Genomic DNA, 13,064 nt, shown 5'->3' on the forward strand with positions numbered 1-13,064 from the left:
TAAATTTGCAACAAATACATAGATTTTTTAAGAAAATTGTAATTTAACTAATATGAACTATCAACTGGACGAAATAGACAAGAAAATTCTTGATTTCTTAGTCGAAAACACAAGAATGCCTTTTACTGAAATTGCAAAACAGATGGATGTTTCTGCTGGAACAATTCACGTAAGAGTGAAAAAAATGGAGGATGCAGGTATTATTTTGGGATCATCTCTTAATATCGATTATGGCAAGCTGGATTATCACTTTACAGCTTTCATTGGAATCCTTTTGACAAAATCAAACCGCACTCAAGAGGTATTGAAAGAGCTTTCAGTACTTCCAAATGTAATCGAAGCGAGCGTTATTTCCGGAAAATATAACATTTTCTGTAAAGTAAGAGCTAAGAATACGGAAGATGCGAAAAGAATTATCTATCAGATAGACGACATTCAAGATGTAATGAGAACCGAAAGTATGATCTCTATGGAAGAGTACTTGAGCGACAAAAACAGATTGATCAACGCTATTTCTATATAATTCAAATTTTAAACGAAGATTATATTAAAGAACTTATGAATATATTCATAAGTTCTTTATTTTTGTAGCTATGGAAGAATACAGTTACTTTGACGAGGATCCAAAGAAAGGATGGGGCTTTATTTCAGCATTTGCAGCATTAATGCTGTTTACTATTATGGGGTTGGGAATTGATATCGATGAATATCTTCAGCATGAATATCTTCAGATTCCGAGATGGTATTTTTTTGTTATTTTTTCTATTGATGCTCTGATGATGCTCGGGCTTATCCTGATGTTTTTCTATAGAAAAATTGGGATTTTTATGTTTCCTGCATTACTGGTACTGCATTTTTTTATGCATAATTATTACCTGTCCACATTCTTGTATACGGATGTAACCAATCTTTTCCTGTTTACGGGCTTCGGGATGCTGGCAATTATTCCAAAATGGAAGTTTTTCCGCTAGAGGGCTGCATTTAGATTTATTTGCTGCTCATAAAAGCGTATTGCCTCTTGTTTTAAAGGATTTTTGCTCCATGTTTCCCACTTTCCTGTATAAGGGTCATAACCGCATTTCAGAGGCTTAGAAGTGTCTAATCCTTCACTATTTGTATGATTTCGCTCCGTATAGGCTCTGCAGTCTGTACAAATGTACCTGAACTCACAGTCTTTACAGATTTCTATCTTATCTTTGGTGAGATTCCAATATTTTCTGAATCCCGGCTTTATCACTGCATCTTCAAGACTGGTGTCGTTGATGTTTCCAAAGCTTTCAGCCATTAAAGGGCAGTTTTTGATGTTGCCGTTTATATCTATTCCTATTTTTTTGTGGAGACAGGAATTATGATTTACGGCTTCTGTTACTTTTGAAATATTAGTGTTGAAATATTTTAGATCTACTTTTCCGCAGGAGGAAATTTTTAAATTCTCTTGGCTAAACTGCAGAGAGAATCTGAAAACATCTTTAGGTTTAACAGGAGCTTTTGGGCAACTGTAGAATACTAAGCTGTAAATTCCCGTTAATGTTTGACTAAGGTGATTGATAAACTCCTCATCTACATTGTCATAGAACGGTGAAAATATTTCGATACCATTTAAAACAGAGCCTTCAAATTGTAAATCAATGCTTTGAAACTCATTAAGAGAAAGTTTTTTATTACAGTAAATGACAAGATACTTTACTCTAAGGGTTTCTATAGATTCTTTTATTCTATCCAAAACTGATGTATCGCTGACCTCTATAAAAATATTTGAAATTTCACTGGGTTCAGAGAATTTATAGGAAAGTGACGGAAAACTGCCATCCCAATTTCCTTCTGTTATAAAGCCATATTCTTTTTCAAGGAGCAGCTCTATATATTCATGCATGAATTTTTGTGATTCTGCATCATAACTTCCAAGGATATTTTCAATAGATTTACTTTTCAGTTCCTCTATAATGTCATAAAATTCTAAAGGATATAATTCAGAAATGTTTCTCTGAAGATCTGAGATTAAAATACGACTGGCGCCTTTTGTGACAAGGATATTGCTGAATAAATTAAAATATGTCATATCAGTCTTGTAAGCTGTTTTAATGGTTTCTCTCTCACATGATATTCAGTCTGATATTTTTCAGATGGTTTAAAGTATAGCATGTTGCTGTGAATTTTGCTGACATTTTTTGTTTTAAAAACCTCAAGATATTTGAATGTAAGAGGCAGTTTATGTTTTTCGTTATACAGATTTTTCATAGATATTCAGCGATTTTTTGTTCCAGAGAATAGTTGCATGTATTGGACATTCCTGTAAACTGTCCAATCGGGTTGATTTCCAGAAAATAATGTTTTTCTCCTTTCTTTATAAAATCCAGGGAGCCTGAATTCAGATCTAAAGCCTGCATTAATTGGCGTATCCTTTCCTCAAGATAAGTTGGAAGGTTGTAGGGAACATTCCTGTTCGGTTTTGTTTTATTATACTTTCTGAAATCCACTTTAGTCTGTTCATCATTTTGTGAGAATATGGCCATAGACCAGCAGCGATCATTTAGATAAAAAGTTCTTACTTCAAATTCTTTCTCAATTTTTTCCTGGAAAAAAGTAATAAAAAAAGGGGTTATTTCCTTTTGTTCAACAATTGATGTATACATAAAACCACCGGAGTTTTTCTTTATTTCATCCAGCATTACATTTCCGTTCAGTGTTTTTATAATGGTCTTTTCTATTTCTACTTCGTCAGTATCTTCTGCCAGAAAATATCCGGGAACATCAAAACCAATTTCTTTTGCTTTGTCGAGCACAATCAGTTTGTTGACATCACTATTACTTTCCTTATTGATGTGTCTTTTGGATTCAAGTGTTTTTCTGATGTAATCTTCAAGCCAGTATTGTGTCTCATTCATATTCAGGTTAATAGATTTGTTGACATATTTTAAACGTTTAAAAGCCAATCTGCCTCTTCTGTACCAGACACTTTTTATTTCATCAAGAAAGAAAGTATTGCGGTAGCTTTGAAGTAAAATTCTTTTTTTCTGAAGTTTAATTTCAAAGAATTCATCTTCATGTACACGGATGAATTTTTTATTCATTACGATCAGCTGTTTAATTACCTCGGTAGTTGTAATTTCATTATTTTGAGAGATAATCAGTATCATGCAGTGTTTTTATGATTTAATTAAGGGATAACTATTATATCCTTATCCTATTTTGAATTTATTTTTTTTCGAAAATCTTTAGTTATTTTTGAAGAATATTTGAGAGTGGGAAATCCCACTGTTATCCGGTTTTTATCTATTCTTGCAGAATCTGATACAGTAAAATTAGGAGCATCGAAATGGTTGAATATACCGTAAACAGTTTGTAAATGATGGATGTATTGATATTTGTCAACTATTTCTATATACTCTCTAGGGGTACATTCACCTGATCTTACATATTCCAGTAATTTTGTCCTGAAGTATTCATAATGCTCTGTTCCTGCCATATGATTGAGAAGAATGCTCATTGGCATGAATTGATCATTGTTGCCATTGAGTCCTATTTTTTGTTTTGACGGAAAACCATAGTTTTTTAATGTCCAGATCAAAAGTTCAGCATTTTTTTTGTCATCTTTTACTACAGTTGGGCCAATGCGATCATTATACTGGTCCCGTTTGAATGCAATACTGAAAGAATCTATCAGTATTTTGTTTAAGCCTCTTTTCCATTGAAGTACTTTCTGTTCAACAGTAAGACTGTCAATCCCGTATTTTTTGTAAAGTTTGAAAAAATCCCGATCTTCTCTTTTGTATTTCCAGTTGGGTGCCGACTGAGCTATAAGTTTGTCCAGACTTTTGATACCACCAAATTTTTTATGGAATTTGTCTGCATACCTGATGTAGGTTTCATACTCTTCCAGCCTTTCATTCTGGGCGGGAGGATATTTCCTGAATAATTTTTTATATTGCCGGATCGTTGCTAAAGTATCTTTATGAACTCTATGTGCACTGTCAATGGCATAGACCTTATGATAATAATCTATATAGTTAAGCTTTTTAGTTTTACATGAAATAAAAGCTAGCGTAATCAATATTAAAAAAAGGCTATATTTCATTATTATAATTCTTTATATGAAAAAATAGAGGGGGAAATCCCCCTCATATTTAGTCAACTGTTACTGTTGCCACTTGTTTCCCATCATTACAAATTGCTGTATCACCTGTGTTCCCAGGCTGACCATTTGGACCTGTTTCAGAAGTAGTTCTTACATTTGTTTCAGTTCCACCTGTAATATTTACCAGGTTGCTCATTTTTTTGTTTTCCAATGAAGAAAAGTTCTTCATACCATTTAATTTTTTCATAATTGAATAATTTTTTGTTAAAATCTGTGTTGTCATATAAGCCCTGACATGGGGTTTGTCATTCTTTACTCCATCCCATACTGTACACTTACAGGCGAAATATCGAATTTCAATCAACGTTGATTATTTCAAAACTATAAATAATTATATCTCTTTAATGTGAGTAATTTGTAATTTTTTTGTGAATTTATAGACATATTGTACATGTTTAAATAAATCTTAAAAAATACCGGGTCGGGTAATTTTATCCATTACAGACTGTGAAATTTGAGTTTGAACATTATAAAATTGAATCATTAAATAAATAATCTGATATCACTGCTGTACATGTTAATGACGTATTGTACATACAAAAAAATGGTTTATAAAATACATTAAATCATGACTGGAAGATTTATTTTTTCATCTATTTTTGCATACTAACAACAGCATCAAAACTTAAATGACAAAATCAATGTATGAAAACCTCAAACAACTCAATATGGAGTTAAAAAATCATCTTGAGGAAATTAGGAACGGACTCATTAAAGATCTTGTACAAATGCTTAAAGGAGAAAATGTAGATTTTCTCAGTGGAAAGACTAAAACAGATATCAAAGCCCTATATTTTGAATATGAATACGATTATTTAGATATTGTATTCTGGGCTGAAGATCAAAAAGGAGATATTATTACCCACACGGCGGCTCCGTCCTGCCAAAAGAAAAAACAGGCCGGTGAAAGTGAAGAATGGAATTCTTTTCTTCCGGAAAAAATATGGACACAAGCTTCGGATTTTCAGGAGAAATATGAGGAAGAAGATGACTTCGATGATTTCTGGGATGAATATAATGATGAAAAATACAGATTGTTTGAAAACTGGTTCTTTGAATGCTGGAAAAAAGCTGATGAACAATCAAAAGCTACAGTTGATGCCTATTTTTCAATTCATGACAGCTACTTCAGAACAGACCTGAATACTTTTAAAACTATTAATAACGATGAGATTGCAGAACGTTATAAAAAATAATTAAACATTAAAATACATTACTATTTATTATGAACACTTATCAATTCTACAAAAAAGAAGGAAACCTTTTTATCTTCAAAAACCAGCCCATATTTAGTGCGGTATTGGCTATTCTTATATTTATTGCTGCAGGGTTTGCTTATAAATATAATTTCCCTCTATTGGGCCTATTCTTAATTGTGGTTGTAGGACTGATCATTGCTAATTTTTTTGTAAAAAAGTTTGTGATCGATCCGCAACAGCAGACCATTACCTGTAAACCCAGTGTTTTTGTTTCTACAAAGACCTATGCTTTCCAGGATTTTATAAATTTTGAAGTTTTGACGACGAAATATCTTGGGTTCATTCCTATGAATGTATTTCTAAATATTTATTTTGAGGTTAATGGAAAAGAACAGAAATTTATGATAGGGCAGGCCCTTACCCATAAAGCAATACAAAAAATGGTGAACGAAACCGAAGATATTATGGGTTTAAATGAAAACTTGCGATGAATACCAAAGACAGATATAAATTTGAAGATAATGGCAGTGAAATAAGTTTTATGCCTAATTACAGCTTCCTGCGTACTTTAAGATGGTGGTTAGGCGTTGGAATTCTTGCAATTCCGGTGATGTATTATTTCAGAAATATACTATCTGAAAATACCTTTACCATTGCTTCTGTTATATGGGGAGTCTATATGGTTTATTTCTTATGGGATCTTCTTTTTAAAGTTCCGGTAAAATATATTTTCGATAAACGGGAGAAGAGCATTTATAGAAGACTCTTTATCACTAAAAAAATCATGAGCTTTGATGAGATGATTTATTTTATTAATGATGAAAGTGGTGCCTACTCTTATGTTATCGGAAAAAAAAGGAACCAGTTTGTTAAAAACTACAGAATCAGCAATTATTTTTCAGGTTCTAAGGCATCCAGGGTAAAAGAAGAGGAATTCCTGGAAAATATATTATATCCTGTGCTTGATGTACTTGATATTCCTATAAATAGGCCACAATAATATGATCTAAAATGAATACTGTAGCCATTTCTCCTCCTCTGGAAGGGGTGACAAATCAAAGATTTGACGGGATGGTTAAAAACAACCCGGGCTGTTTCGAAGAAACAGCCCGGGTTTATTTATATGATATAGCTTATCTTAGTTCGCTAAAATTCTCTTCACAGCCTCTTTCACAGCAGCTGCATCGATCTTATATTTCTTCATCAATTCTGCAGGAGTAGCAGATTCTCCGAAAGTATCATTTACCGCAACAAATTCCTGTCTTGTAGGTCTCTTTCTGGCAAGCATTCCCGCAACAGATTCTCCTAAACCACCAAGATAGTTGTGCTCCTCAGCTGTAACGATCTTACCTGTTTTTTCAACAGATTTAATGATGATTTCTTCATCCAGCGGTTTAATAGTGTGAATGTTGATTACTTCACAAGAAATACCCTCTTTTTCAAGCTCATCAGCTGCTACAAGAGATTCCCAAACAAGATGTCCGGTTGCAACAATCGTTACATCAGTACCTTCCTGAAGAAGAATTCCTTTTCCAATTTCGAAAGGCATATCTTCGGGAATGAATACAGGTACGGTAGGTCTTCCGAATCGTAAATATACAGGACCATCATGCTCTGCAATAGCGATGGTAGCTGCCTTGGTCTGGTTGTAATCACATGGGTTGATTACCGTCATGCCCGGAAGCATTTTCATCATACCGATATCTTCCAAAACCTGGTGGGTAGCACCGTCTTCCCCTAAAGTAAGACCAGCGTGCGATGCACATATCTTTACATTTTTTCCTGAATAAGCGATGGACTGACGGATCTGATCATACACTCTTGAAGTAGAGAAGTTCGCGAAAGTTCCTGTAAAAGGAATTTTTCCTGTAATGCTCAAACCAGCAGCAATTCCCATCATATTAGCCTCTGCAATACCTATCTGAAAGAATCTTTCCGGTGCTTTTTCAATAAACTTTTCCATTTTCAAAGAACCGATAAGGTCTGCACAAAGTGCCACTACATTAGGATTTTTGTCGGCAAGTTCTGCTAATCCGGCTCCGAATCCTGAACGCGTATCCTTTTTTTCTGTATATGTATATTTCATTTTTACTAAAGTTTTTGATAGTGATAAACAATGTTTTCCTTAACGATTTAAACCATCATTTATCATTGATTATTCATCATTTATTATTAATAATCAGCAGGAGCTTCTAGATATAATTGTTTGAATGCAGTGTTAAGCTGCTCATCATTCGGAGCTTTTCCGTGCCATGCGTGAGACCCCATCATGAAATCCACACCAGCACCCATCTCTGTATGAAGAATGATTACTACAGGCTTTTCTTTTCCTGTTTCAGTTTTAGCTTTCTCCAGGATCGCAATAACAGCTTCAAGATCGTTACCGTTTTTCTCTTCCAAAACAGTCCATCCAAATGCTTCAAGCTTAGCGTGCAAATTTCCTAAGCTTAATACATCATCCGTATCTCCGTCGATCTGGCGTCCGTTGTAGTCAATAGTTGAGATGATGTTGTCCACTTTCTTGGCAGCAGCATACATCAAAGCTTCCCAAACCTGACCTTCCTGAAGTTCGCCGTCTCCGTGAAGCGTATATACAAGAGACTTATCTCCGTCCAGTTTTTTCCCTTCTGCTACACCAAGTGCCACAGAAAGTCCCTGGCCAAGAGATCCCGAAGCAATTCTGATCCCCGGAAGACCCTCATGGGTAGTAGGATGCCCCTGAAGTCTTGAATCCAGCTTTCTGAAAGTTCTCAATTCATCTACCGGAAAGAAATTAAATCTCGCTAAAGTAGAATAGTAAACCGGCGAAATATGCCCGTTTGAAAGATAAAAATGATCCTCATTTTTCCCCTCCATCGTGAAAGGAAGATTATAGTTCATTACATTCCCATAAAGCGCTGTAAAGTATTCCGTACATCCTAAACTTCCGCCCGGATGTCCTGAATTTACAGCATGAACCATTCTTAAAATGTCTCTTCTGATCTGCGTAGTAAGAGATTTTAACTCTTCGATACTTTTACTCATTATATCTGATTTATTTGCACGCGAATTTACAATTTTTTAACGGCTTACGGAAATGCAAAAATCCGGATTGATGATCCGGATTTAGAATTATTTCGAAGAAATACTGATTTTAACAGTCTTCTTGTAATAGATGTAGTTGGAAAATTTAGAAAAGTTCCGTTCCTGCATTAGGGTGTTCTCAAGTCTCTATTTCTTAATAGATTAAAAATAAAAACAAACTTTTTAATAAATTGAAACATGCTTACTGCTAAAATAAGGAGTAAAAATGTAATTTTTATTTTTTACTCAATGTTTTATTGACAGCACTTTTAATCAACGGTTCCATAATGCTGTAACCTGCAGATTCAGGATGGATACCGTCTTTTGAAAGACCTTCACGCATACCGCCCTTCTCATTACGCATTGCCGTATTATAATCAACAAAAACGAGTTTGTTGTTAAGCGAGTACTGCTTTAGCCTGCTGTTTAAGGCATCTACTTTCTGGGATACATCAGTGATATCTTTACGCCAGGGAAATGCAGCTGCAGGTAGCACAGATGCGATGATTACTTTAATTCCGTTGCTTCGGGCCATATCAGCCATTGCTTTAATATTGTTAAAGGTGAAGTCCTGATCATAAGCTCCTGTGTTTTGGGCAATATCATTAGTACCGGCATTAATTACCACCAATTTTGGCTTTAAGGATACAACGTCATTTTGAAAACGGAGGAGCATTTGTGAAGAGGTTTGGCCGCTGATTCCTCTGCCTATATAATTATTATCAGCAAAAAATGCTGAATGGTTTTTTACCCAGCCTTCAGTAATGGAATTTCCCATAAAGACCACATCCACTTTTTTCTTTGCATTTAAAATTGCTGTATTGTCATCTTTGTACTTGGCAAGATTGGCAAAATCAACAGCACTTTGTGCATTTATTAACTCACATAGAAGCAAGGCAATGGCTAGAAATATTGATGATTTCATACGTGTTATTTTTTTAAGATGACCAAGGCTTTAAAACTATTTTCCTGATCAGACTACTTTTAAATATTGTTTGTTTTTTACCAGCCATAAACCAATAAAAGTAAGCAGGCCATTAAGTACAATCAGTTCTACACCAATTCTGTAATCCGTATAAGTGGTGACCGATAAATTAATTAAATAAGTGATAACAGGTGCCAAAATTGTAACCGCAAGAATGGCATACTTTCTTGAAATCTGGAATTTGGTAAAAATTCCGAAAGCAAAAAGTCCCAAAAGAGGTCCGTAAGTATAGCCGGCAATTTCCATAATCAGATAAACGATTGATTTATCATTCATGGCTTTGAAAACCATAATCAGGATGAAGAAAACTACGGTGAAAGTTAAATGAACTTTCATACGAAGGTGTTTTTTTTCCTTTTCCGTTTTAGTTTTATCTTCATTAAGGTTTAATAAATCTACACAATATGAACTGGTTACTGCCGTCAGTGCACCATCCGCCGAAGGGAATAACGCTGAAATTAGTCCGATAATAAAAATAACGGAAATCACCATTGGGAAATGTCCCTGAAGCGATAAAGCGGGGAAGAGGTCGTCTCCCATAATATTTTTTATATTTCCTGCCGCATCTTTGAATCCGAAAATGTTGGTTACCGTTTCAGATTTTGCCAATCCATATTCTGCACCGTTTTGCAAGGCAAAAAGATAAAGCAAGCCTCCCAAAAACAGGAAAGCAAGATTGACAAAAAGAAGAGTTCCCGCGAATGTCAGCATATTCTTTTTTGAATTCTGAAGATTGTCTACAGAAATATTCTTCTGCATCATTTCCTGATCCAGGCCCGTCATGGCGATCGTAATGAAAATCCCTCCTAAAATGGTTTTAAGGAAAAATGTTTTGGAATTGGGATCAAAATTGATAAAATGAGTATAATTTTTCTGTTCTAAAATGGTGTATGCTTCACCAAAGGATAAATTTAGATTGGATAAAATATAAACGATACAGGCAACCAAACTGATGATCATAAAGGAAGTTTGCAAAGTATCAGTAATTACGATTGTTTTTACGCCACCTTCAAAAGTGTATAAAAGAACCATCAGCAAGAGTACAAGAGCCGTTACCCAAAATGGAACGCCCAGGCCTTCAAGCAGGAATATCTGTAAAACGTTGACAACCAGATATAATCTTGCTGTAGCGCCAATAGCTCTGGAAATGATAAAAAATATCGAACCTATTTTATGAGCTTCTACATTAAATCTTCTTCCTAAATACGTATAAATGGAGGTTAGATTCATTTTGTAATATAACGGAAGCAATATGGCTGCAACTATAAAATACCCTATGAAAAAGCCAATCACCATCATATAATATTCAAAGCCTCCGAAAATATATTCACTGCCTGTCATTTTCCCGACTGTTCCCGGAACTGAAATAAAGGTAACTCCACTTAAGCTGGTTCCTATCATCCCGAATGCAACGAGCCACCATTTACTTTTCTTATTACCAATAAAAAATGATTGATTATCAGAATTCCGGCTTGTGAAATAGGAAATCACCAAAAGACCAACGAAATAGATAAAAACAAATAGCAAAAGGATAGTTCCTGAATTCATGCTGAAATTTTAAATTTTAGCAAATATAGTTTTTTTCTGTTCTGGTCAAAAAGAAAAAACCTTTCAGAGTAAAACATCTGAAAGGTCTGTATCTTTAGGACAAAAACTAGCGTTAGTTGACTAAAACATCCTGCAGTTCTTCACTTTTCTGAAAACTTGCTTTGGCAAACGGGCAGAGTGGAATAATCTTTTTGTTGTTTCTCCTTGCAAAATCTACTGCTGCCAGAAGCATTTCCTTTCCTACGCCTTTTCCGTTGTAGGCTTCTTCCACCTCAGTGTGGTCAATGATAAATCTTTCTTCTCCGGCCCAGGTATAAGTCATTACGCCTGCGCGTTTTCCATCTATGAAAGCCTCAAAACTTCCGTGTTTTTCGTCGTTGTTTTGTTTTACTTCGGTCATATTATGAGAATTTTGTTAGTATTTCTATATCGTTGGTTAAAATTTTATGTACCGGGCAGGCATCGGCTATGGTATGCAGTCTTTTCAGCTGTTCATCATCCAGAATACCTTCAAAACTGATGTCTCTTTTGAATACAGCTCTTCTCGTTAAAGGAAAATTTTCAAGCTCTACTTCTACGTTGATGTTTTCCACGTCCCATTCTTTTCTTTCGATATACATTCTTAAAGTGGCAGCAGTACAGCTTGCCAGAGATGTTGCCAGGATTTCCAGTGGATTGAAACCCTTATTCTGACCGCCTTTATCTATGGGTTCATCAGTAATGATCTGGTTTTCGCCGGCCGTTACTTCAGTATAATATTTTGTTTTTCCTAAACTTGCTTTTACGGTTACAGCCATTATTGTTTTGTATTGAATTTATAACTTAATGCTCCTGAAGGGCATTGGTCTATCTGGTTTTTAAGTTCTTCAGGGGTTGCGTTTTCAGCTTTTATCCAGGGTCTGTCTTTAGGATTATAGACTTTTGGAAGCATTTTTACGCAGACAGCCGAGTGGATACACTTCTGGGGCTGCCAGATGACAGTGATGCTGCCGTTGGGATATTCGTGTGTTTCCATATTTAATTTTCTTTTAATGATTTTTCGATTCTTCGGTCCGGAATCAGCCATATGAGAGCCACGAGATAATAAAAACCTATGGCAATATAGGGATAAAAAAATGAAACAGCGATTCCGAGGACATAAAATACGATCGAGATATATTCTTTAAACTTTGAATGTATGGCTTCTTTAAGCTTGGAATCTTCACCTTCATGCCGGACAATCAGGTTCTCTAAAATCGTATAGGCTACCGCAGACATGATGAGACAGATCCCATAAGCTGCCACCGGATTCTCTGCAAAATGAGTGGTTCCTATCCATTCCGTAGCGATTGGCATCAGCGAAAGCCAGAACAGCAGATGAAGATTGGCCCATAGAATGCTTCCATTCACTTTTTTTACAGCCTGAAACAGATGATGGTGATTGTTCCAGTAAATTCCAACATAAATAAAACTGAAAATATAAGCGAGAAACCTGGGCAGAAGAGGCTTAAGGCTGGCCCAGCTGCCTCCTTCCGGCACTTTCAGTTCAAGGACCATAATGGTAATGATAATGGCCAGAACACCATCACTGAAAGCCTCCAGTCTTCCCTTAGTCATTGCTTTTAACCTCTTTTTTAAAGTTTTCTATCTTAGTTTTAAGTTCCTTAAGCATATCGGGATTGATAACCCCGCTTTCCAGGTCAAAATTTTCATAAAACTTAGGAAGCGAGAACGTATCTTTAATATCTGCTGCAAACTGCGGAAAAAAAGTTTTTGCGGTATTCATGACATTGCCGCCTCCGTAACCTCCCGGAGAAGTGCTCATGAGAAGCATCGGTTTGTTCTGAAATACTTTGACATTAATCCTTGAAGACCAGTCGAAAACATTTTTAAAAGCTGAGCTGTAGGACCTGTTGTGTTCCGCAAGCGAACAGATGATGACGTCACATTCTTCTATCACTTTTAAAAAGTTATGGGCTTCATCTGGAAATCCCTTCTTTTCAAGATCTACGGAGAAAACCGGCATCGTGAAATCATTGAGATCTATCAGGTTGATCTCTTCATCTTGGAAATCTCTCAGAACAAATTTTACCAGTTCCCTGTTGATCGAAGTGGAAGATGTACTTCCGGCAAATGCTAATATTTTCATGGTTTA

The 13,064-nt window shown here is 35.4% G+C and carries 18 protein-coding genes; 5 read left to right on the top strand and 13 right to left on the bottom strand.

Annotated elements, in window-relative coordinates; genetic code table 11:
* Positions 1-52: 52 nt before the first annotated feature.
* On the top strand, positions 53-523 hold the full coding sequence (locus LC418_RS06045) for an Lrp/AsnC family transcriptional regulator (protein WP_034703315.1): 471 nt from the start codon (positions 53-55) through the stop codon (positions 521-523).
* Between the two features lie 70 nt (positions 524-593).
* A complete protein-coding gene (locus LC418_RS06050) occupies positions 594-971 on the top strand; it encodes a hypothetical protein (protein WP_111959246.1) in 378 nt (125 codons plus the stop codon).
* Here LC418_RS06050 and gwsS read toward each other — a convergent pair.
* The 4 genes from gwsS to LC418_RS06070 all read right to left on the bottom strand — a co-directional run bounded on the left by gwsS (position 968) and on the right by LC418_RS06070 (position 4,322).
* Positions 968-2,059 carry a grasp-with-spasm system SPASM domain peptide maturase gene (gene gwsS / locus LC418_RS06055; RefSeq protein WP_223558443.1) on the bottom strand — a complete coding sequence of 364 codons (1,092 nt, stop codon included), beginning with the start codon at positions 2,057-2,059 and terminating at the stop codon, positions 968-970. The genes LC418_RS06050 and gwsS overlap by 4 nt on opposite strands.
* A gap of 175 nt (positions 2,060-2,234) precedes the next feature.
* Complete coding sequence (gene gwsG, locus LC418_RS06060; RefSeq protein ID WP_223558444.1) at positions 2,235-3,137, bottom strand: grasp-with-spasm system ATP-grasp peptide maturase; 903 nt, start codon at positions 3,135-3,137, stop codon at positions 2,235-2,237.
* Between the two features lie 47 nt (positions 3,138-3,184).
* Positions 3,185-4,075: a hypothetical protein gene (locus tag LC418_RS06065; protein ID WP_223558445.1), complete on the bottom strand. Its 891-nt coding sequence runs from the start codon at positions 4,073-4,075 to the stop codon at positions 3,185-3,187.
* 49 nt (positions 4,076-4,124) lie between these two features.
* Complete coding sequence (locus tag LC418_RS06070; protein ID WP_223558446.1) at positions 4,125-4,322, bottom strand: grasp-with-spasm system A modified peptide; 198 nt, start codon at positions 4,320-4,322, stop codon at positions 4,125-4,127.
* Positions 4,323-4,803: 481 nt separating this feature from the next.
* Between LC418_RS06070 and LC418_RS06075 the strand changes: the two genes are divergently transcribed.
* The 3 genes from LC418_RS06075 to LC418_RS06085 are packed head-to-tail and all read left to right on the top strand — an operon-like array spanning position 4,804 to position 6,334.
* Positions 4,804-5,331 carry a hypothetical protein gene (locus tag LC418_RS06075; RefSeq protein WP_223558447.1) on the top strand — a complete coding sequence of 176 codons (528 nt, stop codon included), beginning with the start codon at positions 4,804-4,806 and terminating at the stop codon, positions 5,329-5,331.
* 29 nt (positions 5,332-5,360) lie between these two features.
* Entirely contained in the window at positions 5,361-5,825 is a 465-nt protein-coding gene (locus tag LC418_RS06080; protein WP_111959258.1) for a hypothetical protein, read from the top strand.
* Positions 5,822-6,334, top strand: a complete 513-nt coding sequence (locus LC418_RS06085) for a hypothetical protein (protein ID WP_223558448.1) — start codon at positions 5,822-5,824, stop codon at positions 6,332-6,334. Before LC418_RS06080 ends, LC418_RS06085 begins: the two co-directional genes overlap by 4 nt.
* Positions 6,335-6,472: 138 nt before the next feature.
* On the opposite strand, the gene LC418_RS06090 is transcribed toward LC418_RS06085, so the two are convergent.
* The 9 genes from LC418_RS06090 to LC418_RS06130 all read right to left on the bottom strand — a co-directional run bounded on the left by LC418_RS06090 (position 6,473) and on the right by LC418_RS06130 (position 13,058).
* Entirely contained in the window at positions 6,473-7,420 is a 948-nt protein-coding gene (locus LC418_RS06090) for a transketolase family protein (protein WP_111959260.1), read from the bottom strand.
* 86 nt (positions 7,421-7,506) lie between these two features.
* Positions 7,507-8,361 (bottom strand): transketolase, encoded by an 855-nt coding sequence (locus LC418_RS06095; RefSeq protein ID WP_262510838.1) that lies wholly within the window; start codon positions 8,359-8,361, stop codon positions 7,507-7,509.
* A gap of 271 nt (positions 8,362-8,632) precedes the next feature.
* On the bottom strand, positions 8,633-9,322 hold the full coding sequence (locus LC418_RS06100) for an SGNH/GDSL hydrolase family protein (protein WP_223558449.1): 690 nt from the start codon (positions 9,320-9,322) through the stop codon (positions 8,633-8,635).
* A gap of 48 nt (positions 9,323-9,370) precedes the next feature.
* The gene (locus LC418_RS06105) at positions 9,371-10,930 is read right to left on the bottom strand and encodes a sodium:solute symporter (protein ID WP_223558450.1); all 1,560 of its coding nucleotides are present in this window, start codon (positions 10,928-10,930) and stop codon (positions 9,371-9,373) included.
* Between the two features lie 112 nt (positions 10,931-11,042).
* A complete protein-coding gene (locus tag LC418_RS06110; protein ID WP_223558451.1) occupies positions 11,043-11,330 on the bottom strand; it encodes a GNAT family N-acetyltransferase in 288 nt (95 codons plus the stop codon).
* 1 nt (position 11,331) lies between these two features.
* Positions 11,332-11,727: an OsmC family protein gene (locus LC418_RS06115; RefSeq protein ID WP_223558452.1), complete on the bottom strand. Its 396-nt coding sequence runs from the start codon at positions 11,725-11,727 to the stop codon at positions 11,332-11,334.
* Positions 11,727-11,945, bottom strand: coding sequence for a (4Fe-4S)-binding protein (locus LC418_RS06120; protein WP_111959319.1), 219 nt, complete (start codon positions 11,943-11,945; stop codon positions 11,727-11,729). The genes LC418_RS06115 and LC418_RS06120 overlap by 1 nt, the downstream gene beginning before the upstream one ends.
* Before the next feature lie 2 nt (positions 11,946-11,947).
* Entirely contained in the window at positions 11,948-12,526 is a 579-nt protein-coding gene (locus tag LC418_RS06125) for a TMEM175 family protein (RefSeq protein ID WP_111959272.1), read from the bottom strand.
* Positions 12,519-13,058, bottom strand: coding sequence for an NADPH-dependent FMN reductase (locus tag LC418_RS06130; RefSeq protein WP_223558453.1), 540 nt, complete (start codon positions 13,056-13,058; stop codon positions 12,519-12,521). The genes LC418_RS06125 and LC418_RS06130 overlap by 8 nt, the downstream gene beginning before the upstream one ends.
* Positions 13,059-13,064: the final 6 nt, after the last annotated feature.

Origin of the sequence: Chryseobacterium lathyri (genome assembly GCF_019970085.1) — a bacterium.
In the GTDB taxonomy this organism is placed as follows: Bacteria; Bacteroidota; Bacteroidia; order Flavobacteriales; family Weeksellaceae; genus Chryseobacterium; species Chryseobacterium lathyri.

What these genes read in the sequence shown, in the direction of transcription:
- LC418_RS06050 (WP_111959246.1), top strand. Translation starts at nt 594, where the DNA reads ATGGAAGAATACAGTTACTTTGACGAGGATCCAAAGAAAGGATGGGGC.
- gwsG (WP_223558444.1), bottom strand. Translation starts at nt 3,137, where the DNA reads ATGATACTGATTATCTCTCAAAATAATGAAATTACAACTACCGAGGTA.
- LC418_RS06090 (WP_111959260.1), bottom strand. Translation starts at nt 7,420, where the DNA reads ATGAAATATACATATACAGAAAAAAAGGATACGCGTTCAGGATTCGGA.
- LC418_RS06085 (WP_223558448.1), top strand. Translation starts at nt 5,822, where the DNA reads ATGAATACCAAAGACAGATATAAATTTGAAGATAATGGCAGTGAAATA.
- LC418_RS06110 (WP_223558451.1), bottom strand. Translation starts at nt 11,330, where the DNA reads ATGACCGAAGTAAAACAAAACAACGACGAAAAACACGGAAGTTTTGAG.
- LC418_RS06065 (WP_223558445.1), bottom strand. Translation starts at nt 4,075, where the DNA reads ATGAAATATAGCCTTTTTTTAATATTGATTACGCTAGCTTTTATTTCA.
- LC418_RS06120 (WP_111959319.1), bottom strand. Translation starts at nt 11,945, where the DNA reads ATGGAAACACACGAATATCCCAACGGCAGCATCACTGTCATCTGGCAG.
- LC418_RS06075 (WP_223558447.1), top strand. Translation starts at nt 4,804, where the DNA reads ATGGAGTTAAAAAATCATCTTGAGGAAATTAGGAACGGACTCATTAAA.
- LC418_RS06125 (WP_111959272.1), bottom strand. Translation starts at nt 12,526, where the DNA reads ATGACTAAGGGAAGACTGGAGGCTTTCAGTGATGGTGTTCTGGCCATT.
- LC418_RS06070 (WP_223558446.1), bottom strand. Translation starts at nt 4,322, where the DNA reads ATGAAAAAATTAAATGGTATGAAGAACTTTTCTTCATTGGAAAACAAA.
- LC418_RS06115 (WP_223558452.1), bottom strand. Translation starts at nt 11,727, where the DNA reads ATGGCTGTAACCGTAAAAGCAAGTTTAGGAAAAACAAAATATTATACT.
- LC418_RS06045 (WP_034703315.1), top strand. Translation starts at nt 53, where the DNA reads ATGAACTATCAACTGGACGAAATAGACAAGAAAATTCTTGATTTCTTA.
- LC418_RS06100 (WP_223558449.1), bottom strand. Translation starts at nt 9,322, where the DNA reads ATGAAATCATCAATATTTCTAGCCATTGCCTTGCTTCTATGTGAGTTA.
- LC418_RS06080 (WP_111959258.1), top strand. Translation starts at nt 5,361, where the DNA reads ATGAACACTTATCAATTCTACAAAAAAGAAGGAAACCTTTTTATCTTC.
- LC418_RS06105 (WP_223558450.1), bottom strand. Translation starts at nt 10,930, where the DNA reads ATGAATTCAGGAACTATCCTTTTGCTATTTGTTTTTATCTATTTCGTT.
- gwsS (WP_223558443.1), bottom strand. Translation starts at nt 2,059, where the DNA reads ATGACATATTTTAATTTATTCAGCAATATCCTTGTCACAAAAGGCGCC.
- LC418_RS06130 (WP_223558453.1), bottom strand. Translation starts at nt 13,058, where the DNA reads ATGAAAATATTAGCATTTGCCGGAAGTACATCTTCCACTTCGATCAAC.